Origin of the sequence: Streptococcus salivarius (genome assembly GCF_000785515.1) — a bacterium.
Taxonomy (GTDB): Bacteria; Bacillota; Bacilli; order Lactobacillales; family Streptococcaceae; genus Streptococcus; species Streptococcus salivarius.
In genome coordinates, this window is record NZ_CP009913.1 from 1,349,500 (window position 1) to 1,374,350 (window position 24,851).

The window sequence follows — 24,851 nt, forward strand, 5'->3', positions numbered from 1 at the left end:
AGTTAAAAAAGGAAACCAAGTGTTATTCTCGCAAAAGAGAAAATAGTTTTGATACTTGAAAAAACAAAAAAATCTGTCTAAAAAGACAGACTCAGAATGTATGATATAAAGCATTTATCGGATTGCCATAGTCAAACAAATAATCGTGATGATAACAAGCGTCAAAACCAATAGCCAATAAGTCAATTTATAAACTTTCACAGCTCCACAAAAACGTTCGACATAGGATTCTTTGGGATTATTTGGATTGTACCAAACTGTCAGGGGTGATCCCAAAGGAAAAAAATCCTTGGCGGTATATGGCACTGATGAATTGGTGTATAGAACAAGTCTTTTAGCCAACAAGTCTGGATTAGAGGTGGCTTTGGAACTCTTCCAAGGAAGTGAAACTGTCGTGACCCACTCATACTCCAGACTTCTTCTAAAAGCTTTACCATTGACGACATACTCTACAATCGGAGCAATGGCATCAGTATAGTATCTATAGCCAACTACGCTACCTTTTATGCTCTCTGTAGACCTCTTTTTACGATTAAGTTCTTTGAGATACAAATAGCGAAAAAGAAATATTGTAAATGACAAAACGACGAAGCCTATGGACCAAGCCCAAAATAGAATCTGCAACTTAGACATGATTTTCCTCCTCAAAGATGATTTTTCCCATTTGATTCTCCCACATTAGTCTTTGTATTTTGCTCACTGGAATAAGCACGACTCACTCCATTCTACCATGTCTGGACTTTGCTTGCTTGTGAATGTTTAGATAGATTATAAGCCACAAAAAAGCCACCATAGGGTGACTTAAAGATAGAAACTCTAAAATGTATTGGAAATAATTCCTTTTTTGAGTGCTGTAAGTATAAATCATAACTTTACACCATGGTAAAAATTCCTTTGCACAATTGCTTCAAGTAGTTGTAAGTTTTAATACTTAGCTTTACTACCAAGCTATGGAAAAGATGAACGTCTTCATCTAAAAATCGAAAAATTAATAAAATTCATTTATCACATCTAACAATAACTCTTTGTCATTCTTCATAATGTCTAACAATGCATCTTCGTCATCCTCCAGAATGGCCATGTATATCTTTCTTCGAGCTTTTAACTTTTCGATTTCTTTTTCAGACTCTTTAAGCCGTCGATTTTCTCTTAATTTCATATAAAGAAAGATTCCTGCGACCAAATAGTTTAATACTGAAAATATAGCAAATAATACAACAAGATTCATGATAATTACTCTCCCTATAAAATAAATTTTCTTAGTTCTCAACTATTGAATGTATTTCAACACTTCACACTAAAAAGATGTGTTTTCCCTGTCTATGTTCATTATCAGTGTTAACCATTAGCAAACATATGCTTTCGCAAACAAATACAAATCATCTAATTCATCATGTTCAGGTCTTGAGGTTGTATGAAATCCTGCACAATAATGACAATAATAAGTACGAATGGTTTGATCCTCACACAACATGACCGCACGAAGCGCTTTGGCATTAGTCTCATAAACTATTTTATTTTTTTTAGCTCCATGACAGTAAATACCTTTTGTTGAGTGTCTGTTCTCCATTAGTTTCATTTTGTTTCTATAAATAATCTTTCTAATTTTAGACATGTTGCTTTCCTCCTTTTGGTAATAAATGCTGTACTTTTGTTTTGCATTATTTATTTACAACTATATTTTACCACCAGAAATACACAATACAAGTACCTTAAACATATCATTGTCCATCTGTTTTATACTTTCAAACAATATAAAAAAAAAAAGTACGTATAAAACGTACTTCTGTTTTTTTGCGAAATGCTATTTAAAAAAAAGTGTCAATTTTACTTATTTATTTTTTCTAGTTCAAGTATAGTAAACACCCCATTAAATCGATCAATATAACGTTGAAAACTATCTCTGCCATAGGTTTCAATTTCATATATTACCCTAGGAACTGTACTCCTTGTATCTTTCTCAATAACTTTAAGTGCAGGGATATCATCTTCAAGTACTTCCCAAAACTGACCAACATATCTGAATCTAATCCGAAATTTTTCCGTATCTGAAAACATCAAGAAAGTATGATAACGAACATCACTATCTGACAAAATTTGAGTTAATTCCTCAGAACTTAATATTAATTCTGTATTATGCTTCGAACGATGAACAGTTTTAAAACGATCCAGTCGAAAATTACGCAGACTCCTTGTATCTATTTTTAATCTTCCATCCTTTTCTTCAACTTTATATGCCATACAATAAAAATAATGGTCATTAAACATAATCGAGACCGGTAACACATCATAATCGGCATCCTTACCTTGGTATTTCGTATACTTAAAAGAAAGAGGCTTCTGATTCTCAATAGCATCAAAAATAGCGGATAGATGAGGCAAGATTGATTTACTCTTATTGTCCCTGTAAATCGATAATTCCTTATACTCCTCTAGTTCCCGTTCCGTAAAGTTTCTAATACGCTGACGTTCCCTATCATCAACAGCTCTCTCTACAAAGGTATCAATGATTTCTCTAACTTCCTCAACACGTAGTGCTCTACTTTCTAAAAGAATCTTAGACAAGATGACAGCCTGGTTGTACTTTAAGTTACCATAACCATGGTTATATTCTGCCTCATAGGTTCCTGCAAGTCGAGAATACTTTATTTTCATGTCATCTCTAAGTATTTTTAGATTTTCCTTTAATTCCCTTAAATCATCTTTAAAGGTTCGCTCGGCGATATTAAAACGTTTAAGGTACTCAGTTTTATTAACCTTATTCCCCTTTTCCAATTCAGACATAAAATATAAGAGACGACTGGTTTTCCCTTGCAAATTATTTTCTTCTTTCATTAATCGACCTCATGCTTGATTATAACTTCTAGAATATAATATCATTATCCTCATTCTATTCGTAATTATCTCAAGTCTTTTTTATACTAGCTTACAATAAAAATTGAGATTTAATACACAAAGGCCAGTGTGAATTTCACTAGCCCTCTTGATATTAATAGTGTATTTTATTTTTCAATAATTGTGCTATTTCCAAAAATGATAACCTAGGATCAAAATGTTCTTCCTCTGCTTCTTCGCCACCTATTAAATTAAGGCTAAAATGATGTCCTCGAAATCTGACTTCATATACTTCATTTACATAAAGTATCCTATTGGTACTTTCAATACCTTTTTCTCTTTCATAATAAGATTGTATTCCTAATTCCTTTAGTTTTTCTTCTAGTGCTATCAAATGAATATCAAAATTTCTGGCACTAGAGCTCTTATTGGGAATTAACAACATCTCTTCTGCTCTATTAAGCCAGAACGGAGATTTCATTCTATATTGTGAAGATTCCATTTTACTAAACATGGTTTCATAATAAGAAATGAAAGCATAACGCCATTCCTGAGGGGGGAGATGACTTATATTGTCTTGAATAATACGACGATATTCAACCTCTAGTGGCTTGGTAATATCAAGTTCATCAAGTAGTTTTTTGACATACTCATTTCGAGATGAAAATAAACTTTTGAGGCTTGGTGCAGACCCAGAATTCCCATTTGGACTGTCCTGACACAGCGTTTTATAATTATTATGTATAGTCATTGTATAGTCTCCTAGAGCCAGCAAAGCTGCCCGCATTAATAGGCCTTCTTTAGGCTTTGTTTCACTAAACATTTTTGCTATTTTATTCCAATAAGTTGAAATAATATCAATCCTTCTGCTTGGTAAATCATTCTCTTTGAAGTAAAAGCAACTTCGAATCTGACCATCAAAATAGCGATGATTTTCAGCAACTTCAATAATCTCTCTATAGGAATCATCCGCTGTTATCAATTTAGCTTTTTCAATCTCTTCGTCAACTTGGTCAATACTGAAACCATTAATTCTATTTCCCTCGGCTAGATATTCTAGCAGGTCTGAAGTATGTTCGATTTGTTCATTAATCCCCTTGATTGCCCGTTCATATGAATCTTGAGAATCTATAACTGAGTTATTAATCAAGTTCCTAAAGATACGGTACCAGTTTTTATAGCTAGTATCTAATGTAGCACCGTGCTGTTCAAGGAATGTTGAAATAACATGAAAATAAACCCTATCCTTCAGATATTTATTGACTATTGAACGTTCTAAAATAGATGAAACATCAGTCACTTTATTCTGAGAGAGGAAATCAAGAACAGATATAATTATTTTTACATGACTAATTTCTACAGTTTCAAAGTCGATTTCAAGAGTCCAATTATCACGTTTAGAATAATCAAGGCTATCTAAATTATTGATAAGTACAATTTCAAATAAATTTAAAAAGTTGGTGTCAAAGGCATTTTTATCAATATTCCAAATAACATCAGTCCACTTCGTATCAATATTTTGAGAAAATTCCCTTTCTAAACGACCATCTATTTTCTTTATTCTATCAATAAATCTTGCTTTGAAATTTTCAAAGTCAGTTAACGGGCGCCCCCTAGAATTCAGTTTGATATAGAGCTCATCTTCTGAACCAAGTTTATCTATATCGAGGAAATTGAACACAAGTTTTTGGTTATTAGCATCTGATAAAACTGAAACATAATCAAACTCATAATCAAAAGAATCAGAAATATCATCTAGTGTTTTCAAAGCACCTTGTACAGTTGGATCTAACTGCCATGAATCTGCAAACCACGGCTCATCTTTTATGATTTCGGAAGGACTTTTTGTTTTTGTAAAAATAATTCTTCTATTCTCAACTAGACTCTCGAAAAATTTTGTCGAAGAATTTCTAGTTTTATAAGAGAAATTACCCAAAAAGTCACACTCATCATTATCTCTATAAGCAAAAAGATAAACCAAGAATAAAGTTGTCAGACGTTGTTGCCCATCTAATGGAATAAACTTCCCATTAGTTGATTTTCCATAAATAAAATTCAAATCGAGTGGTTCGACATTTTTGTCAAGTAAGGCAGTATTAATATCTTGGAGTAATACTTTTCGAACTTCGGTGGTTCTTTTATCCTTTCTACCTTGTGCATAGTCTCTCTGAATCAACGGAATTACGACTCGATAATTTTCTAACAATGATTTTAAGTTATATTTTGCGTTAATCTCTTGCATGACTACTCCTCATCATCTCCAAAAAATTGGTTGAATTCCTGTTTTATCGCTTGAATATAACCGTCTTTATCCTTATCAGTCCAGTCGTCAAATCCATCTACCTCATTGCTGTAGACTTTCAAGAACACATTGCGCGTACAAACAGGTACAAATTTTCCTTCCGCATCAACCTCAATGATAATTCTACGCTTTTGGTCAAATGGGCTATTTCCATAAGAGCGATTCGTATTAGAGTCTAGCAAGGTTAAATTAGCTAGACTATCATCAGCTTCAGCAGTCTCATCGGCCGTAGCATGAATATGCTCGATATCCCATTTCTCTTTCTTATAAATATCAAAAGGAAATCGATATTGTTTTTCACTCTTATTAATCAAAGTAACGAGATTAAACAGTAAAAGAAAAGATCTGATTTCTTTATTTTTATTGCCATAGGAAAGTTCTTCTATAGATGCTATATCACTCGGAAGAGTTTTATAAGCAAGGTCTTTTAATTTAGAAAAAGCTTCTGACTTTTTCTTCTCTCTTGTAGCTTCACGGACTTTTTCGATCTTCTTATCGTCAACCGATAAGAGATAACCAATTAGATGATATCTATTTAAGTCCGTGTACCAGTTAGTTAATTCTTCAAATAATAAGTCGACATTATTCCAGTAGTCACTTATAAAAATCGATTTATTTTCGGCATTTTGATATTTTGCGTAGATTGAGTAGAAAGTTGAGTAAATATCATTTTGGGGTATTTCTAAAGTACCATGTTCAAGTAGGTTAAACAAAAGATCTATCCTAGTGACATAATTCTCACTATTTGTAAGAAACTTCCAAAATGATTCCTCTTGAAGTCGATGTTCAATATTATCCCAATCTATCCCCCTTTGTATCCTTTCACTATCATTTTCAGATTCATAATTAGTTTGATCTAACAATAGAGCCTTAATGAGCTCAGCATTAGTCAAAGGAATCTTACCTAAGTTAACTTTAGTAAATAGTTTTATAGGGTCTTCTGTCTCATCAATTTCATACCAAATAAAGAAAACAGCCTCTGTTAAGACTTGATAAATATCGTGTAGAGCATTATCCGAATTAATATCTTCTCGTTCCACCCATTTATCGATAGCAGCAAAAGCTTTACTGATATGATCTGCGTCAATATCATAATCTTCGATTTTTTGATAAGTATCAAAGTTTAATTCTTTTAAATACTTAGCACTCTGTTCTCTTGTTTCATAAACCAACTCAAAGTAATCATATTGATTACTTCTTCTACGACCACTACTAAATTCAGCAGACATAAATTTCAAAAAAATAAAGATTGTTGTTAGCCTCTGTTGACCATCAACGACATCATAAGTATTATCTGAAACTTTCTTAACAATCAAGGGCTGCAAACAGTACTTATAATCTCTGTTTTGTTTACTATGTGTATAGAGGTCTTCTAAAAGAGTTGTAACCTCATGTTCAGTCCAGCGATATCCCCTTTGATATGAAGGAACATTAAATTTTAACCCTTTTAAGTCTTCAATTCGTTTTTCAGAAACTACCATTTGATATCTCCTTTTCTTCCAAACGTTGTTATTAGAATTGACAAAATTATCATCTACAATTATAGCACTATTATAAAGCAAAATATTGGAAAAAATGCAAAATACTTTCTATATCGTGACGGCATGAAAAAAGCCACCATATGGTGACCTTTAATTAATAAAATTTCTTTTATAAACTTCTCCTCATCCCAACCAGTCTTTTTCTTTGGCAATGCGGACGGCTTCTGTTCGGTTGCCTGCATCAAGTTTGGTCAGGATAGCTGTCATGTAATTTCGGACGGTTCCGTTTGAGAGAAAGAGACTTTCTGCGATTTCTTGGTTGGTTGAACCTTGAGCCACCATGGCCAAGACTTCTTGTTCGCGTTGGCTGAGTGGATTATTGTCAAAGGCAACACCTTCAACTAGCTCTGGCGAGTACTCCTTTTGTCCTGCTAGGACGGTATGGATGGTCGCCATGAGGTCACTGATGGAACGTTCTTTGAGCACGTAGGCATCCACCTGGGCTGCAAGGGCTCGTTTAAAATAGCCTTTTCGTTTGAAGGTGGTCACAATAACAACCTTCGTTTCACTTTGATTGGCACGAATCCACTCCAGGACATCAAGTCCTGTCTTGATTGGCATTTCAATGTCTAAAATGGCTACGTCGACCTCTTCTTTTTCCAAGAGGGCAATGGCTTCTTGGCCATCACTGGCCGCATGGACCTCTTCAACATCGTCCTCCAGCATGAGGAGTTGGCAGAGGGCATCCCTCAACATTGACTGGTCTTCGGCAACTAATAATTTCATGCTTTTCCTCCCTCTTTCAAATGCACACGAATGATTGTTGGATGCGATTGAGACACAATTTCCAAGTCTCCATCTACCAAACTCAGGCGCTCTCTGATACTGTGTAGTTCTTGTCCAGTGACTTCCTCAAAGCCACAACCATCATCCTCAAACTCAAGGACAATACCACGATCACGTCTTAGACGAATCTGACAGCTATCAGCCTGGCTATGTTTGATGACATTATTGGCCAGTTCACGAAGCACCATGGACAAGGTCGACTGGCTAACAGGTGACAGGATGTCTAAGTCAAGGCTACTATCCACGGTCAAGACGATATCTGATAGGTCAAAGAGTCGCTCGAGTTCCAGTAACTCCTCTGCCACCGTTCGGTATTTGAGCTTATTGACAATCTCACGCACCTCGTACATGGAGTCTCGGCTAATCTGGTTCAATTCTTCCAGATTCTTTCTAGCAGCTTCATACTGCTCCTTGTCCATCTGTTTCAGAGCCAACTCGGTTTTAAGACTCATCATGGCAAAGGTATGTCCTAAGGTATCGTGCAAATCACGACCGATACGATTGCGCTCATTTTCAGCTGACAGGATATTAATGGTCCGATTCTGCTCCGCAAGGGCCTCTTCCATCTTTCTCTCCTGACGTATACGGTTTTGAAAATAGTACATTCCCAAAGAAAATAAGGTAATAGCCATAGACATGAGGTGGGTACTCAAATCGTCTGTCAATAGGAAGGATGATGACGTCAAAATCAAGAGGGTCACTAGAAAGGAAAAGAATCGATAAGATGATATGCTATCCTCAAAGCGCCAAACGAGAAGATTGACATTGAAAAAAACAAACCACATCATGCCCCCCTGGAAGGTCATGGACATAAAGATAATGTAAGCTAAAGTGTAAAACCACAGAAAGGGAATCCACTTGCTATAGGCTTGTTTCAAATACACCATAAGGAGATAAGCGATGGTAAACAATCCTGTCAAAACTAAGGTCCAAACTGGAAAATAGCCACCAAAAACTCCCAATACTGGGAAGACTAGGAAAATCAGACTAACAAAATAAGCGAAATCATTTTTCTGGTATGTTCTAAACATGGTCACTTTCTCTGTACGATTTGATAAAAAGGGCTAAGCCTGTAGCTATTGTAGCATAGACCAAGATAAAAATGAGAGATTTCCATGAAAATTCCCCTTTTTTCGCAAAATTGACTACCAATTGATTGATATGATAGATGGGTGTCCACTCAGAAATGTGCTGAACCCATTTTGGAAACATGGTTACTGGCATCCAAGAGCCACCGATAATAGCAAGTCCAAGAAAGACGATATTTCCGACGATAGCCATGATTTGTTGGGACTTAATTTGGGCTAGGAGTAAGCCAAAGGAGAGGAAAACTAGACTTGACAAGAGTAAAAGAGCACCTGAACCGAGCCAATGTGATAATGGCATCTTAACATCACGCACAAAAGCTCCCACACAGAAAGTTACGATGATAGCAACCATAAAGTTCATAAGAACTCGGAAGATTTTTGACAGGTAATAGGCCTGAATACTGATTTTTGAATGTTCGATGTAGGTTAGCCAGTGCTCGGTTTGGTCCTCTCTAAGCATGTAGGGGAAGGTAAAGAAACCAAAGCTAGACATGGAAAACCCAGTCATGGTCAACATATAGGACAAGATAAAGGCTTTTTGTGATTCAGGGTCAGGACTCATTTCCATACCTGAATACAAGAGGAAGAATCCGACGGGCATTCCGATGGACATGATGAAGACTGGCCAACTGCGCCATGTTTTTATCCATTCGATTTTAAGTAGTGCTTTCATGACTTGTCCTCCCTTGTGCTATCAAATAGGCTATCTAAAAGTGTCTTGTTTTGAATTTCAATGTCAGAAATGCGACAGCCTAGAGCTTGCAAACTACTCCAAATACTTTCAATATCTTTAGTCATAAAGGTTACTACATCACGTTTTTCAGTCACATCATAAATGGCTGCCAGTTTGTCAAGACTTGACGCAAAGCGACTTGCTAAGGTGACTTGCTTTTCCTTTTCTTCGCTACGCATAGCATGTGGCGTAGTATCCCTGATGAGTTTTCCCTGATGAAGAACCAAAATGCGGTCAGCTGTGTGCTCGACTTCTTCGATATAGTGGGACGAATAGAGAATGGTCACACCTGACTTTTTCAGATCATTGATGATTTCCCAAAAGCGTTGGCGTGTCGTAGTGTCCATCCCTGCTGTAGGTTCATCTAAAAACAGAATATCAGGCTTGCCAATAAGACAGAGGACAAAAGCAAGAAGACGTTTTTGTCCCCCTGAGAGTTTATCCGCGAACTGCTGATACTGGTCGTCTTTGAATTGTAAGAGTGCTTGTATCTCTTCTTTAGATAAGCCATTTTCAGAAATATCTTGGAAAAAAGCAATCAGTTCCTTTACTCTTAATTGTGAGGGAATGGTATTTTCTTGAAGGAGAACAGCAATTTGATCTTGCGCTTTTCCCTTTTTGCCCTTGATAAAAACTTGACCGCTACTGGCTTTCTTATCACCAAGAATGCAGGACATTAAGGTCGTTTTACCAGCACCGTTGGGCCCGATTAAGGCAAGACAGTCTCCTTGTCCCACCTCAAAGCTAATATGGTCTAAAATTGTTTTTCCTTTGATTTTTTTTTACAAGATTTGTGACTTGAAGGATTGCTTCACTCATGTGTGTGATTTCCTTTCTTTTGATAGAAGGCTAAAAAGACATAACAAGCTGCAACAGATACCCCCATGACACTGTAGAGAATATCACTACTGCCATGAAGTAGGACATAGGCAAAGAGGATGGTCCAAATTACCGCTAGGAGCATAATGCTTAGTATTTTCAATAGTTTCATACTGGGCCTCCTAGTTTTTCAATTCATTAATGACAAGATCGATAAAACTTTTAGCCATAGTGATAAGAATGTAAGCTGAGATAGACAAGCCAATAATCATGCCCAAATTTGAGAAGATAGCTTCAAAGTTCCCTTTTTCAAAGATATCAGTAAACATGCTAAGTCCAGCAAAGACAGTTCCGATTACAGCGTAGATAAGGTAAGATGTTTTGATTTTCATGAGATGACCTCTTTCGTTTTTTATTATTTCTAAGTTATGACTAAAGTATATCTTTTTGGTCATTCTCTTTTTAGCACCAGATGTCATGACATGACATGACATTTGTCATGTGACGTAAAAAAGCCGACCCAAGGTCAGCTCTCTATAGTCTAATATCTCTCATCAAGTTCGTAATAAGTGCGAACGACACGTCCTTTATAATGCACTCTGACTTTCCGTAGCCAAAGGCAATCACCTTTTTCAAGGGTATAGAAGTCATCTCGACTAACGAAGAAGTTACGTTTTGCCTCACCAACTTTAACGACTAGGAAATGATTGGTACTCGTTCTTGGTGCCTTAGCAATTCTCTTTCCAATGATGACACCTACAACCTTAGACCAGTCTTCGCTATAATAGCCCATCTTGGTTAAAATAAAGAGAAGAAATTTATCCGTTAGTACCCAAATGCCAGCAGAAAGAGCAAGTACAAAAAAGATAAATATTCCTGTCACCAAGCCCAGACTACCACTCTCACGTCCACTGTCAAACCAGAGATGCAAACCTTTCTCATTTCCAAAATACAGCAGGGCTAGAAAAATACCTGTAAGGAGGAGAGAGAAGACTCTTTCAATATTTCTCAAAATAAAATCCTTCATGTCTCTACTCCTTTTCTACCGTAGTGTAGCTACCATTTTCACTCTTGATAGCAATATCTGATGACATGGCAACTGATAAAGTAATTGGACCACGAACTTGGCCATCAGTATCTCTGAGTTCCCAATTGCTACCGTCGTTACTTGTGGCTATCCCCTTGTCTTCTTGACCATTTTCATAAACTGGCAGGACATAAACCTCTGTCACACCTGGTAGTTCTTGACGCTGTCCTGTCGAGCTATCCTCAATCACAAAGGTTGAACTAGCTTGGTCATAGACCACTTTCTTGGTATCAGAAATAGGCTTATCTGATTTTTTAGCCAAATCAGATATGGCTGAAGCTGCCTTATCTACCGTTCCCTGTGTAACCAACTCATTTCCTGAAAGCCCCGAAATAACTTGAATCTTCTTAGGCTGTGACTGGACCATTGCTCGTGTGAAAAAGCCATTGGCTAGGAAAAAAATACCACATACCATTACTAGAAAGGATAAGACAATCACCCCTCCACCTGTCCGTGTCTGCTCTGTCACTTCTGTCATTGGACGAAGAGGAGGTCCTTGCCAAGCGGTCTTTTTGTGTCTCATATCCAAGAGGTCACAAAGGTAGTCTTCCAACAATGCAAAATCATAATCCTTGGCTAGACTTTCAATTCCTTCCAAGGTCTCATAACTTAGACCACCTCTTTCAAGTATGGTGCCAATAGTCTTGGTAAAACGGTAGGCAAAATCCTGATCCTCCAACCAGCCCAAAGCAGCACACTCACTCATATAATCTTTGAGTTTAGAAATAGTCAGAGTATTATATAGGAAATATAGCTCAACAGTCTGAAGAAAACTATCCTGCTTTTCGATAGCTAAATCTTCTCTAAGAACAGAATCCTCGCGAGTCCTTGAATAAGGCTCACTATGATTGAACGTTTCATAAGTATCTGATGAAGTTAGCTCATCCAGTTGCTTCTGCTCTTCTTCAGCATCCACCTGCTGGACCTCATATTCAGTCACTTGCTCATCGTCGACTTTTCCAGTCGCATAATCTGTAAGCTCAAGTTCATCAATGCTTTCTTGCCCTTGACCAGACTTGCTAGCATCTGCAGCTTGTTTAAAGGAAGCGTCTAGCTGGGAGGCAGACACCATCCCAACAACGCTGCCATCAGCCTGTTTATGGCCTATGACAGCACTCACATCCTCATTTCCAGATTGCGATTTTTGCCAGGCAAGGGCCTCTTGATAAGCCTTTTGCAGGCGTTGGAAATTTTCAGGATCATCCTCAGGGTGGTAAACCTTACTCTGTTTGGCGTAGGCTCTCTTGATGTCCTTAAGATTATTGGTTGGTTGAATGCCTAAAATGGACCAAAAATTCATGCGTCACCTCCTATCTCCAGAAATTAGGGTCATCAGACCTATCAAAGGGCTCGCCATTCTCCCCGTGGTCGTCTTTTTCTTGACGGAAAATATCCAAATCATCTAGTGACATGATATTTTCAATGCTATCAAGATAAGCTTGATAGCGTTTCACGATTTCTTTTCGCTTCTTGATATTGTTAATAGCCAATTGATAGCCTTTTTCAAAATCTTCCATTTGCCACAAAAAATGTAATTGCATCTTATAAGGCATTTCCATAATTAAACGATAGGCCCGCTCAGTCTGCGTTTTAAAGTCGGCCTCAAAGGACAATTGATTAGAGACAAGCTTGATATTCTCCAGATGCTCACTCTTGTCAACCTCTTCGATTTTACTTTGACTACCAATACGATACGTTTTAGTCTCACCTGTTGACCCCAGTTTAACCTCTATATAGAGCATGGAATTAATATCGTAAGTAAAGGTAGTCTCAAAAAACTCTGTCTTAGTCGCAGTCCCAGGAACATCGATAATAAACTCATCCAAAAAGAGATTTGCCTCAGGATCGAGCGATTCTCCCTGATAAATCATAAAGCGACATTGTTTCTGTCCGCGACTGGCATAATAATATTTGCTGGCTGAGGTCGGAAGGACAGACAACTTATTAATAACCTTTGAAAAGATATTTTTATCAAAGTCAGAGTCATAGGCACTGATTCCCAATGAGAAAGGACAAATATCAGTAATTACCAAATCTTTGACCTTTTCCTGACGCTCTTTAACAGCTAAATAAGTCCCCAAACCACGCGCAACCAACTCATCCATATCCTTCAAACGCTTAATAGGAAGATTGAGAAGATTCATGATATAGGATTGAACCAAAGGCATCATGCTAGACCCACCGACCAAGATAAAGGCATCTAGCTCATGAGCCCTGTAGCCGCTATCACTCACCGCTCTACCAATGACTTTCTTAACACGATCAAGAACAGGTTGAATAATGGACTTAAGCTCAGCTTGAGTGTATTGTTTCATGTAATATTGGTCATCGTAGGTCAAGGAGACTGCAGCTAGTTTTTCCTTTTGTAGCTTGAGCTTGCAACGTTCTGAAGACAAGAGGAGACTAGACTTTTGCTTGGTGTCTAACTTCTCCAAATCAATCCCTTGAGACTGACAAAAATCTTCAGCGATAGCCTTATCAAAGTCGCTGCCACCCAAGAAATTATCACCTGCAATAGAAACAATTGAAATCACATTATCAAAACAATCAACCACAGAAACATCAAGCGTACCTCCTCCAAAGTCGAAGACGATGAAAGACTCGTCCTTGCCAATCTTGTGACAAGCAATGGCTGCCGCAGAAGGCTCGTTAATCAATCGTTCCACCTTAATGCCCAATCGTTGTCCGATAGCCTTGGTCGCAGAGCGTTGTTTCTCGTTAAAATAAGCCGGCACACTAATGAGCACCTCATCTACTTTTTCACCTAAGTAACTCTCCGCATCAGCTACTAATTGTTTAACCACCAAAGTTGACAAATCAGTTGCCGAGAAAACTTCCCCATCAAGGTAAAAGATTTCATTGGTTCCCATTGAACGTTTAAAGAGTTGGGCCGTATTCTCAGGATCAGTCACTAAGCGTTCCTTCGCAATTTTTCCAACCGTCAAGACATCGTCCGACACATGAACCACGCTAGGCGTCAAATATTCGCCAAAACCATTTGGAATCAGCTCAACCTCACCTTCACGATAGGTAACCGCTAGACTATTAGTCGTCCCCAAATCAATACCAATTGTTGCCATAACATTCTCCTAAACTGCTTTTGTCCTTCCATTATAACATAGTCAAAAACGTCCTTTTCAGGAAGTAAGTAAACTATTTCAAATGTGCCATGAACTAAGAAAGTCAGCAAAGAATGACAGATGATTCTCTTTGAGAACGAAGTGAGTATAACTAAGACTTTTCACTGTGATACCCCCCCTGAAGAACTTAAACTTCAGGGGTTCGGAAGTTTCGAGACCTTAGACTCGAAACTTAGGCATGGAACTTCTTTGACGTTCGCTGACGTTCGTCATCACCTAAGGAAAGTCTCGAAAAAGATTCTTTATTAAAATAAAAGCCGACCCAAGGTCAGCTTTTCATTATCTTATTAATTATTTTTTGAATGGTTCTTCCACCATGATGAGAGGATGGAACCTGAGATATTGTGCCAAATACTAAAGATAGTCGATGGAATCGCAGCTTGTGGCACGAAATATTTCATGGCAAGGGTTGCTCCAAGACTTGAGTCTTGCATCCCCACTTCGAAGGTAATGGCTTTTTGTTGTGGTTCTTCCAAACCAAGGATTTTTGAAAATCCAAAACCAAGGGCATAACCACAAAGGTTGTGGAGCATGACAACTGGGATGACAAGGGCTGTCGCTGCTGTGAAAATATTGGCATGGTTGGCAGAAACCACTGCTCCAACAATCAAGAGGATGGCAGCTTGAGAAATCAAAGGCATAATCTTGATGATGGCATCAATTTTCTTACCAAAGATTGAGTGAATGAGTACACCCAAGATGATAGGGACAACCACGATACGCAAGGTACTAAGGAAGAGGCTTTGGGCAGGGACACTCACGTACTGACCAGCCAAGAATGACAAGAGGGTTGGAATCATGAGTGGGGCCAAGAGAGTTGAGAGGGTTTCAATAGAGACATCCAAGGCAACATCCCCACCTGAAAGGAAGGCCATGACACTAGATGAAGTCCCACTTGGACAAGACCCAACAAGGATAACCCCTGCTGCTGTCGCACCTTTCAGATGGAAAATCATACAAAGTAACCAAGCCAAACCAGGCATGATGACATAATGGGCAACAGTCCCAAGAACAACTGGAATTGGACGCTTAGCAATACGTTTAAAATCTTCAGTGGTTAAGGTAAGTCCCATACCAAAGAGAATCAAACCAAGCAGATAAGCCGTATTGGGAATAACCCAACTACTAGTTACGGGAAGGGCATAGTTAAAGGTCGCCCAGAGGATAACAGCTACAGTAAACCATTTGCTGAGCCATTTACTAAAAGATACAAGTGACTCCATAATGAAACCTTCTTTCTATTTTCACAGAATAGTATAGCACTTTCATTTTGAATTTCAAGGTAAATTTCGAATTTTCTGAAATTAATTTCAAAACAATAACCCTCACATTTAGAATGCGAGGATTATTGATTTTATAAACCTTAAGACTTATCTTCTAACTTCTCTTCAAACTGTTGAGTCCGTTCTTCGCCCCACCATAGTGGCAATAATTCGCCCAAAGTAATGGTTTGACGTGTGTCGTAGTCAACCATAAACTCCAAGTTACGATTGTCAGGATGGAGTTCCATTAGAAATTCTCGACAAGCCCCACAAGGCATGCCAGATGGTCCACCATGAGGTGGCTGGTCACGAAAGGCGATAATACGCTTGACCTTAGTTTGACCAGTTTCTTGATACATATTGAAAAGGGCAGCTCTTTCGGCACATAGATGGAAAACACCACACGTTCCTTCCATACAAAAGCCCGTGAAAATTTGCCCATCTCCAGCCTCAACGGCAGCCACAACGTGTCTAGCATAGACAAAGTCTGAGACTTCCTGTGGCTGATACAAGGCTTGAGCCTTTTCATACATTTTCTGCCAAATATCCATTATTTCTCCCTTAACCGTGATCACTTTCCCTTTGAGACTTGATAAAGAGTGCAAGCCCTGTTGCTACTGCAGTATAAGCTACAATAAACAGGAGTGATTTCCATGAAAATTTCCCATTGATAGCAAAATTAACGACCAATTCATTGACATGATAGACAGGTGTCCACTCAGAGATGCTCTGAACCCACTTAGGGAACATGGAAATAGGAACCCATGAACCACTCACTATAGGCAAGACAAGGTAAATAATATTTGCCACAAGAGACATGAATTGTTGAGATTTAATCTGAGCGATAAGTAAACCAAAAGCTAGAAAGAGCAGACCGGACAAAAGTAAGAGAGCACCTGACCCTACCCATCTAAAGAATGGCATCTCTACATCTCGGAAAAAGGCACCTACACAAAAGGTCACAATGATGGCAACCATAAAGTTTAGAAGCACACGAAAGATTTTAGAAAGATAATAAGCTGCAATACTAACCTTTGAGTGCTCGATATAGGTCAACCAGTGTTCAATTCGGTCCTCTTGCAACATATAGGGAAAGGTAAACAAACCAAAACTAGACATGGAGAAGCCAGTCATGGTCAGCATATAAGACAGCAAAAACTCTTTTTGAGCTTCTGGAGTAGGTGCTGAGAAGATACTAGAAAAAAGGAGGAAAAATCCGACAGGTATCCCGATTCCCATGATAAAGACTGGCCAACTTCGCCACGTTTTAATCCATTCAATTTTTAGTAATGCTTTCATGCCTTGTCCTCCCTTGTTGAATCAAATAGGCTATCCAAGAGTGTTTTATTTTGAATTTCAATATCAGAAATTCCACAGCCCGAATTTTCAAGACTTTGCCATACCTTTTCGATATCTTTGGTCATGAAGCTGATGACATCTCTCTTTTCAGTAATCTCATAGATGTCTGAGAGTCCGTGAACAATGTTAACAAAGCTACTTGGAAGAGTGACCTGCTTCTCCTTCTCTTCGTGTCGCATAGCGTATGGCGTGGTATCTCTGATGAGTTTCCCTTGATGGAGGACTAAGATACGGTCAGCCGTGTGTTCCACTTCTTCGATATAGTGAGAGGAATAGAGGATAGTTGTCCCAGCTTTTTTCAAGTCATTGACAATCTCCCAGAAACGCTGACGAGTGGAGGTATCCATACCCGCTGTCGGTTCATCCAAAAAGAGGATTTTAGGTTTATCAATCAAACAAAGGACAAAAGCTAGAAGACGTCTTTGCCCACCAGAGAGTTTATCCGCAAACTGCTGGTACTGGTCTTCCTTGAATTGTAAGAGGTCTTGCACCTCTTGATTGGTCAAGGGATTATCAGAAATAGATTGGAAGAAAGCAATTAGCTCTTCCACTTTCAAACTATTTGGAATGGTATTTTCCTGAAGGAGAACTGCGATTTTATTTTTGGCCTTACCTGCCTTACCATCAATGAGGACCTGACCACTGCTTGGCTTTTTATCGCCAAGAATACAGGACATCAAGACAGTCTTACCTGCCCCATTAGGTCCAATCAAGGCCACACAATCGCCCCTGTTTATCTCAAAACTAATATCCTCTAAAATGGTCTTTCCCTTGATACGTTTTCCAAGAGAAGAAACCTGAATAACTGTCTCACCCATCAATGCTTTCCTTTCTTTTATATAGATGCCATGCTTGACAATATCGCTGACATCATTGGACTTCCCTTAATACTCCACTTCCAACTCGGTACAGAAGAGACTTCCGTTCAGATGAAGCCTAGTTTCAACTTTCTCGAAATCAGATTCAAAACGATCCACCTTCACAGATGATAGAGGATGTGAAATTCCAGTGCTATCCATGACACAGCCGTGAGGAAGTCGGATATGAACTTCACCAAACTTAGCATCAAGATGAACAGCTACCTGATCTGACGCAAAGCTGGCCTGACTCAAATCCAGCCAAAGCTCACCAAAAGCTAGATTCATATCAACCGTTTCGACTTCTTGAGAATAGATACGATACCTATCCTCAGCCATATAGGTCTTAACAGAAATATGAGGTCCCTCTTGGTCGTTCTTATTAACCTTGTAGTCTTTAGTAAGGCCTTTCTTTTGACTACGGCCATAAAAAAGCTCTAAGGCCAAGCCAATTAGAAAGATACCACTAAAGAGATTCCACTGAGCAAAATCGAGGTTTAACAAGTCATGAACATAGGGTGATAAGAAGGCCAAACCAAGAAAAATGAGGAGTGGTCGCCTATTCAAGATACCAAAACAAAAGAAGGCCACGAAGAAAACCAGATTATAATTGACCATGATCCAAAAATCTGGAATAAAGGCACTAGCGATAAAACAAGCTGCTAGTAAAAGCAATAAGAAGGCCCGAGCATTAAACCGTTGCATAAGAAGACTCCTTTCTAAAGAAATGATTGCAATTTTCCAATTATTTTCACTATCAGTATAGCACTATTTGTAAACGTATTCAATGTTATATTAAAAGGATTTGCAAGAAAAAAAGAGCTTTCGCTCTTTCATTATTTTCAATGTTTGACAGTTACCTGTCCAAAAGATACTGAACCTGTTAGAGCTACTGTCGTGCTAGACAAGTCTCGTTCTCCTAGACTATCGTAGCCTTTCACTCCTGCTAAGCTTGTATGAAGTCCGTGTGTATCCACTTGCCAATCCTTAGGAACTCGAATGATAACCTGAGAAAAATTTGCCTGAACCACAATCTGAGGTCGGTCCGTCATAAACTGAGCCTGACGCAAATCTAAAGTCAAACGTCCAAAATCGGCATTGGCATAGACAGTTTCGAGGTTTTGAGAAGTCACCACCTGAACAGACTCTGAAAATAATGTCTTAGCGAAAATCTCTCGCTCATGTTCTTTAGAAACCTTGTAAGAAAAGTTCTTCTTATAACTTGGCTTGCTCAAACGGTCCACCGCAATTCCCAAGATAAGAATCCCTACAAAGAGGGTCCATTCTGAATAGTCCAATCTAAAGAGGTCATGAATATAGGTTGATAGAAAAGCCATCCCCAAGAAAAAGAGAAATTTCCCCTTAGATTGCCAGCTCAAAAGCACAAATAGCAAGGCCAAAATCAACTTATAATTAAAGGCCAAATACAAATCTGGAATGAAAGCTGTCGCGATAAAATAGGCAGCAATAATAAGTAGGGTGATAACACCTGCATTAAAGCGTCTCATAACAGTTCCTTTCTAAATCCTATCCTTGAGTTTTTCCACAAAAAGGTAGGCAGCTGGACAGAAAAGCGTATTTTTAATAGTCAGATGATTGATCTGATAGATTTTCTTACGATCCGTGTGAGGAAAGGCTGCACAAGCCTTAGGACGGACATCATAGATATCACAGAGATTATCAGGCCCTAAGAAAGGACAAGGCATGGACTTGAAGACCTTGTCACCATCCTCATCAACCTGCAAGTACATCTCTTCGAAAGCAGGTAACTTCATGCGAAAATGCTTGGCAATACGAGTAATGTCCTGCTCTGTAAAGTCTGGGCCTAGCGTCTTACAACAATTGGCACACTGGACACAATCAATCTCCTGAAAGACTTCATTGTGTACCTGCTGAACAATCTTATCTAAATTTTTAGGGGCTTTCTTCTTGAGTTGTGCTAGAAATTTACGGTGCTCCCCCTGCTTTTGACGTGCCAATTCCTCGTAACGTTTGACATCAATGGTCTGTGACATGTGTTTTCTCCGATGATTTATAATTCTGTCATCTATTATAGCATAAAAAAATAGAGCCTAGTTTGAAGCTAGACTCTAGGTCAGTTACATTGATACGATTCTACGATATGAACGTGAAGTAAGGGCAAAAACCAAGACATAGGCTAGGAAGAAGACCCCACAAACAATGATAGTGACCACTAACATAAGACTTGGGTTGAAAACCCCAATAATACGCACAATCAAACTGAGCATATGATAGGCAAAGGCCAAGTGAATAAAGGCAAAAATCAAAGGGAGGAAGAAGACCGTAAGAACTTGCTTACGAATGGTTTGCTTGACTTGAAGGTCGTCCAACCCAATCTTTTGAAGAATAACAAAACGCTCACGATCCTCATAACCTTCAGAAATCTGTTTATAGTAAATTACAAGAACTGTGCCCAGCATAAAGATGATGGATAAAAAGATACCAATAAATAAGGTTCCACCAACAAAGCCATTTAGCATCCCTTCTGTATCATATTGGCTATTAGAAGTGAGGTAAGACTGAGAGACACCAGTAGTTTGTCCAGCTAACTGTTGTGTTTCTTTATCTGTCATTTGGTCTAGCAAATCTGAATTTTTCTTGGCATCATGTGTAGGATCTTTGACGTTAACACCAACATAGGTAGCTTGAGTGGTTGCTGTTCCTTTGACACTTTCTTTAAAATCATCCATATCAGGAACAACAAGATAGTTATACTCAGAAACTATGATTGTAAAGATATTGGGTACTTTACCCTTAATAAAGTCATTAATGTCATCCTGAATCTGGTAGGTTTGACCATTGAAAGACAAACTCTTTTGATCCTTTAATATTTTATTTTTAGTAAATAAACCAACTTGGTTTGAAGCCAAATTGAGGTCTTTACCTGTCAATTGTTTATAAGTAGCTTGTGAGAAGACAAGAAAAATTGATTTTGGCAGAACTTTTCTTTCATTCTCAGGAAAGATGGTTAGCTTATTTTTTTCTTGTTCTTTGATACCAAAGTAGAGGTAAGTTACTTCTGCTTTTTCATTTACCTGATTTCCTGACTGTGCTAAGAAATCATCCATAATCTTCTGTGTGCTTGTTAAATCTACATTCGACCCTGTAACTGAATAATCATGTGGAGCAACACTCGCTAGATAGTCTTTTTTACCAGCATAGATACTTGCAGCACCTACAAGCGTCACCAAAACCATGCTAGAGAGGATAGCAATAGTCGCCAGACCAACTGCATTTTTTTTCATCCGAAAGACAAGGTTGGAAATGGAAATCATATTATTAGGCTTGTAATAGTAGTTTTTCTTCTTTTTCAAGAGTTGCAGAACGACTGTTGTCCCGGCATTAAAGAGAAGATAAGTTCCTAGAATAACTAGTAAAACAGCCAAGAAAAAACTCATAATAGCCATTACTGGATCCTTAACAGAGAGAGCAAGGTAGTAACCATACCCCATAGCCCCGAGTCCCAAAAAGGTCTGAATAACTAGGAAACGTCCCTTTTTTTCACCCTTAAGGCCATCTTTGGTTAATTGTAAAGGATTAAGTCGTAGCAATCGGAAACCATTTACCAAAATCAACAAACTAAAAATACAAATAAAGATGACAAGAACAATAGGAATTGTCACTACTTGAAAGGTCGAAACTAAACCAGTACTTTCACCGATAAGCCTTTGAAGAAAAGCATAAATGAGTTTATCGAATAGTGCCCCCACACCAATACCTAGAAGCAGAGTCACAAAACCCAGAATCACTGTTTCTTTTAGAATCATACTAAAGAGGTGACGCTTCTCTAAGCCTAGTACACTATAGAGACCAAGCTCCTTTGAACGATTTTTCATAACAAAGCTGTTGGCATAGAGAACAATAATCCCAGAAGAGAGGGCGACAATTCCAAGTCCCATACCCAAAACCGCCTTGATAGAATCTGCCCCAGTTAAGTTATCCAGATGTGGATTAAGCGTTAAAGATGTAAAAATATAGGTAATGGCAATAGCCAGAATAGTTGCTAAAGCATATGGATAATAAAGCTTACGATTTTTTATGAGATTGGACAAAGCCAGTCTATTGGTCAGAAGAAACATATTAGTTCACCTCACTTGCCATTACTGTAAGTGTATCGGAAATTTCTTGGAACATTTGATGTTCAGACTTATCCCCTTTGAAGATTTGATTATATAGAATACCATCCTTAATGAATAGAACACGCTGTGCACGACTGGCAGCCGCTGTCGAGTGAGTTACCATAAGAATGGTCTGACCACTGGCATTGATCGCATCAAAGACATCCAAGAGAGCTGCTGAAGATTTGGAATCCAGGGCACCTGTTGGCTCGTCTGCTAAGAGGATTTCTGGTTTAGTGATGATTGCACGCGCAACCGCAACCCTTTGCTTTTGTCCACCTGAAATTTCATAAGGGTACTTCTCTAGCAAGGGATGAATCCCCAATTGACGACTTATAGCTTCTACTTGTGTCATCATTTGCTTAAGTGGGCGTCGAGAAAGGACCAAAGGTAGTAAGATATTATCTTTAACAGATAGGGTATCCAAAAGGTTGAAATCTTGGAAAACAAACCCTAATTTTTCACGACGAAAACTGGAAGCATCCTTATTTTTGATGGTTGCTGTGTCCATACCATTAAGATAAACACGCCCTGCTGTTGGTTTATCAAGCATGGCAAGGATGTTGAGCAGGGTTGATTTTCCTGAGCCAGACTCACCCATGATTGCAACATACTCACCCTTTTCAACCGTGAAATGGATATCTTTAAGGGCTTCAACCTGATTTCCTTTGAAACGTGTTTTATAGATTTTTTTAACATGTTGAACATCTAATAACGCCATAATAAGCTCCTTTATTTAATAGACTTGGAAGAGGTTTTAGGAACCTCTTACTTAACTTCTGATACCATTTTATAGAAAAAGCAAGGTCTCAACCATAACCCTTGCTTTCATTTGTGGTCATATTTCTTACACTTTTGTAAGTTATTAATCAATCGCCAACTTCTGCTTTTGAAAATGAATGGAAACAGTGGTTCCTTGGCCTACTTGTGAGCTAATACTAATATCATGTCCGAGCTGATTAGCAATTTTCTTAGAAAGATAGAGACCTAACCCAGAGGACTGCTGAGTCAGTCGGCCATTATAACCTGAAAAGCCACGCTCAAAAACCCGTAGAATATCACTATTTTTAATACCAATCCCAGAATCTTTAAGATGAAGCCCGTTATCTTTGAAGTAAATTTCAATACCACCACTTTTTGTGTACTTCAAACTATTTGACAAGACCTGCTCTATGATAACCAAGAGCCATTTTTCATCTGAAACGACCTTAACATCCAAGTCATGTAGATTAATAGTCAATCCTTTTTGAATAAAGAAAAGACTATGTTTTCTAACAACTTCTTTAACCAAGGGTTCTAATGTAACCTGCCTCAACTGCAAATCATCATGAAAACTCTCTAAACGCAAATACTGCAAAACCAAATTGGTGTAAGAATCAATCTTGAATACCTCTTGCTCCAAGAGAGCCCTCGTTTTACTATCCGTAACATCCTGAAGCAATAATTGACTGGCTGCTATTGGTGTCTTGATTTGATGCACCCAAAGCGTATAGTAGTCCATCAAATCTGTATAGCGCTTGCGCTCCTCCTCAGTCTGAGACATCTGGCTCTCCCTAGCACTTTCCAAAGCTTGGGCCAGGTAAAATTCTAAAGGACTTGATGGTGTGATTTCCTCATAGAGATAGGCTAAGTTATAAGAGTGATAGGACCTAACCAAGTCCCAAATAACCATGATGATAGTCACAAAGGTCATTATGGTCAAGGCATAATAAAGAATATCTACCGCCTCTTCAAATAAAAAGGCAAACAAGACCAATATGATTCCATTAAAGACAAACAAAAGATAAAAAGTCAGACGAGACCTAATATGGTATTTGATAAATTGACACTTACCCATCATGACGCAACCCGTAGCCAACACCTTTCTTGGTTTCAATAAAATCCTTCAAGCCCACTGCCTCTAACTTCTTACGTAAACGAGCTACATTTACAGACAAGGTATTATCATCAATAAAGAAGTCACTGTTCCAAAGCTCCTTCATCAGGTCTTCCCGACTAACGATATTTCCAGCATGATCGAAGAGAACTTGTAAAATCTGAAACTCATTCTTTGTCAAAGAAACGACCTCTCCCTGATAAACCAAATCCATGGCCTTAAGGTTCAGAATCACACCCATATATTCCAAGAGACTCTGATCCTTACCAAACTCATAAGAACGACGCAAAAGCCCTTGAATTTTTGCTAGGAGAACATTTTGGTCAAAAGGTTTAGTCACAAAGTCGTCCCCACCCATGTTGATTGCCATAACAATATCCATGGCCTGATCTCTGGAAGACAAGAACATAATAGGCACCTTGGAGACCTTACGAATTTCCTGACACCAATGATAACCGTTGAATAGAGGTAAACCAATATCCATAAGAACCAAGTGGGGCTCTACTTTTACAAAAATAGATAATACTTCCATGAAATCTTCAACAAGAACAACTTCGTAACCCCACTGTTCTAGCATTTTTTTGACTTGTTGACGGATAACCTCGTCGTCCTCCACTAATAAAATCTTATGCATAACTCTACCTCTTTCATTTCCCACTATTATAACAGAAATGCTATAAGAAACGACCATTCTCAGCAAATCTTACAATAATGTTAGATTGAATTTTCCAACTTTTAAAATAGTGCGTTTTCATAGGAAAAATCCTTTGAGTCTTCAAAGAAAATATAGTATTATAATAGAGTTGATGTTGGTTTATCATCAACCAACGACAGCTTCATCGAATAATGAGAACATTACTTATTTATGTCACGAATCGGCGTGACGTTTCTACAAGGTGCCGTAACACCTAACAATGAGTAAGTCATAAAGTCATAATAAGATTTTACCGTCTTTTTATGATTTTAAAGGCTTGCTTTGCAAGCCTTTTTCTATTATTCGATTGTTTTGATCTTTGTCAGGTTCTCA

General features: G+C 38.3%; 26 protein-coding genes and 1 riboswitch. All 26 genes read right to left on the minus strand.

Annotation, left to right across the window (positions count from 1 at the left end; all coding sequences use genetic code 11):
* Window positions 1-114: 114 nt before the first annotated feature.
* The 26 genes from SSAL8618_RS06460 to SSAL8618_RS06590 all read right to left on the minus strand — a co-directional run bounded on the left by SSAL8618_RS06460 (window position 115) and on the right by SSAL8618_RS06590 (window position 24,458).
* Window positions 115-633 carry a DUF3592 domain-containing protein gene (locus SSAL8618_RS06460; protein WP_038676245.1) on the minus strand — a complete coding sequence of 173 codons (519 nt, stop codon included), beginning with the start codon at window positions 631-633 and terminating at the stop codon, window positions 115-117.
* A 355-nt stretch (window positions 634-988) separates the two neighbouring features.
* Window positions 989-1,228: a hypothetical protein gene (locus tag SSAL8618_RS06465; RefSeq protein WP_038676247.1), complete on the minus strand. Its 240-nt coding sequence runs from the start codon at window positions 1,226-1,228 to the stop codon at window positions 989-991.
* A 117-nt stretch (window positions 1,229-1,345) separates the two neighbouring features.
* The gene (locus tag SSAL8618_RS06470) at window positions 1,346-1,615 is read right to left on the minus strand and encodes a hypothetical protein (RefSeq protein ID WP_038676249.1); all 270 of its coding nucleotides are present in this window, start codon (window positions 1,613-1,615) and stop codon (window positions 1,346-1,348) included.
* A gap of 212 nt (window positions 1,616-1,827) precedes the next feature.
* Window positions 1,828-2,835, minus strand: coding sequence for a helix-turn-helix transcriptional regulator (locus tag SSAL8618_RS06475; protein ID WP_038676251.1), 1,008 nt, complete (start codon window positions 2,833-2,835; stop codon window positions 1,828-1,830).
* A gap of 154 nt (window positions 2,836-2,989) precedes the next feature.
* On the minus strand, window positions 2,990-5,077 hold the full coding sequence (locus SSAL8618_RS06480; RefSeq protein WP_038676253.1) for a DUF262 domain-containing protein: 2,088 nt from the start codon (window positions 5,075-5,077) through the stop codon (window positions 2,990-2,992).
* A 2-nt stretch (window positions 5,078-5,079) separates the two neighbouring features.
* Window positions 5,080-6,618: a DUF262 domain-containing protein gene (locus SSAL8618_RS06485; protein ID WP_038676256.1), complete on the minus strand. Its 1,539-nt coding sequence runs from the start codon at window positions 6,616-6,618 to the stop codon at window positions 5,080-5,082.
* 183 nt (window positions 6,619-6,801) lie between these two features.
* The gene (locus SSAL8618_RS06490) at window positions 6,802-7,404 is read right to left on the minus strand and encodes a response regulator transcription factor (protein WP_038676257.1); all 603 of its coding nucleotides are present in this window, start codon (window positions 7,402-7,404) and stop codon (window positions 6,802-6,804) included.
* On the minus strand, window positions 7,401-8,495 hold the full coding sequence (locus SSAL8618_RS06495) for a sensor histidine kinase (protein WP_038676259.1): 1,095 nt from the start codon (window positions 8,493-8,495) through the stop codon (window positions 7,401-7,403). Before SSAL8618_RS06495 ends, SSAL8618_RS06490 begins: the two co-directional genes overlap by 4 nt.
* Entirely contained in the window at window positions 8,488-9,225 is a 738-nt protein-coding gene (locus SSAL8618_RS06500) for an ABC transporter permease (RefSeq protein WP_014621744.1), read from the minus strand. Before SSAL8618_RS06500 ends, SSAL8618_RS06495 begins: the two co-directional genes overlap by 8 nt.
* Window positions 9,222-10,022: an ABC transporter ATP-binding protein gene (locus SSAL8618_RS06505; RefSeq protein ID WP_371212468.1), complete on the minus strand. Its 801-nt coding sequence runs from the start codon at window positions 10,020-10,022 to the stop codon at window positions 9,222-9,224. The genes SSAL8618_RS06500 and SSAL8618_RS06505 overlap by 4 nt, the downstream gene beginning before the upstream one ends.
* Window positions 10,023-10,096: 74 nt before the next feature.
* A complete protein-coding gene (locus SSAL8618_RS06510) occupies window positions 10,097-10,276 on the minus strand; it encodes a hypothetical protein (protein WP_004182318.1) in 180 nt (59 codons plus the stop codon).
* A 10-nt stretch (window positions 10,277-10,286) separates the two neighbouring features.
* Window positions 10,287-10,496, minus strand: coding sequence for a hypothetical protein (locus SSAL8618_RS06515; protein WP_004182317.1), 210 nt, complete (start codon window positions 10,494-10,496; stop codon window positions 10,287-10,289).
* 149 nt (window positions 10,497-10,645) lie between these two features.
* Window positions 10,646-11,131 (minus strand): hypothetical protein, encoded by a 486-nt coding sequence (locus SSAL8618_RS06520; protein WP_038676262.1) that lies wholly within the window; start codon window positions 11,129-11,131, stop codon window positions 10,646-10,648.
* 4 nt (window positions 11,132-11,135) lie between these two features.
* Entirely contained in the window at window positions 11,136-12,491 is a 1,356-nt protein-coding gene (locus SSAL8618_RS06525) for a J domain-containing protein (RefSeq protein ID WP_038676264.1), read from the minus strand.
* 10 nt (window positions 12,492-12,501) lie between these two features.
* Complete coding sequence (locus SSAL8618_RS06530) at window positions 12,502-14,271, minus strand: Hsp70 family protein (protein WP_038676266.1); 1,770 nt, start codon at window positions 14,269-14,271, stop codon at window positions 12,502-12,504.
* 347 nt (window positions 14,272-14,618) lie between these two features.
* Complete coding sequence (locus SSAL8618_RS06540; protein ID WP_038676270.1) at window positions 14,619-15,554, minus strand: bile acid:sodium symporter family protein; 936 nt, start codon at window positions 15,552-15,554, stop codon at window positions 14,619-14,621.
* Window positions 15,555-15,694: 140 nt separating this feature from the next.
* On the minus strand, window positions 15,695-16,144 hold the full coding sequence (locus SSAL8618_RS06545; protein WP_004182315.1) for a cytidine deaminase family protein: 450 nt from the start codon (window positions 16,142-16,144) through the stop codon (window positions 15,695-15,697).
* A gap of 10 nt (window positions 16,145-16,154) precedes the next feature.
* Window positions 16,155-16,892 (minus strand): ABC transporter permease, encoded by a 738-nt coding sequence (locus SSAL8618_RS06550; protein WP_038676273.1) that lies wholly within the window; start codon window positions 16,890-16,892, stop codon window positions 16,155-16,157.
* Window positions 16,889-17,770 (minus strand): ABC transporter ATP-binding protein, encoded by an 882-nt coding sequence (locus SSAL8618_RS06555; protein ID WP_038676274.1) that lies wholly within the window; start codon window positions 17,768-17,770, stop codon window positions 16,889-16,891. The genes SSAL8618_RS06550 and SSAL8618_RS06555 overlap by 4 nt, the downstream gene beginning before the upstream one ends.
* 66 nt (window positions 17,771-17,836) lie before the next feature.
* Window positions 17,837-18,514, minus strand: coding sequence for a hypothetical protein (locus SSAL8618_RS06560; protein WP_038676276.1), 678 nt, complete (start codon window positions 18,512-18,514; stop codon window positions 17,837-17,839).
* 137 nt (window positions 18,515-18,651) lie between these two features.
* On the minus strand, window positions 18,652-19,317 hold the full coding sequence (locus tag SSAL8618_RS06565) for a hypothetical protein (RefSeq protein WP_038676278.1): 666 nt from the start codon (window positions 19,315-19,317) through the stop codon (window positions 18,652-18,654).
* Window positions 19,318-19,329: 12 nt separating this feature from the next.
* Window positions 19,330-19,824: a YkgJ family cysteine cluster protein gene (locus SSAL8618_RS06570; protein WP_004182309.1), complete on the minus strand. Its 495-nt coding sequence runs from the start codon at window positions 19,822-19,824 to the stop codon at window positions 19,330-19,332.
* 84 nt (window positions 19,825-19,908) lie between these two features.
* Window positions 19,909-21,909, minus strand: coding sequence for an ABC transporter permease (locus tag SSAL8618_RS06575; RefSeq protein ID WP_038676280.1), 2,001 nt, complete (start codon window positions 21,907-21,909; stop codon window positions 19,909-19,911).
* Between the two features lies 1 nt (window position 21,910).
* Window positions 21,911-22,669: an ABC transporter ATP-binding protein gene (locus SSAL8618_RS06580; RefSeq protein ID WP_038676282.1), complete on the minus strand. Its 759-nt coding sequence runs from the start codon at window positions 22,667-22,669 to the stop codon at window positions 21,911-21,913.
* A 144-nt stretch (window positions 22,670-22,813) separates the two neighbouring features.
* A complete protein-coding gene (locus tag SSAL8618_RS06585) occupies window positions 22,814-23,788 on the minus strand; it encodes a sensor histidine kinase (protein WP_038676285.1) in 975 nt (324 codons plus the stop codon).
* Window positions 23,778-24,458, minus strand: coding sequence for a response regulator transcription factor (locus tag SSAL8618_RS06590; protein WP_004182305.1), 681 nt, complete (start codon window positions 24,456-24,458; stop codon window positions 23,778-23,780). Before SSAL8618_RS06590 ends, SSAL8618_RS06585 begins: the two co-directional genes overlap by 11 nt.
* Window positions 24,459-24,663: 205 nt before the next feature.
* A riboswitch (purine riboswitch) is annotated at window positions 24,664-24,759 on the plus strand.
* Window positions 24,760-24,851 lie beyond the last annotated feature (92 nt).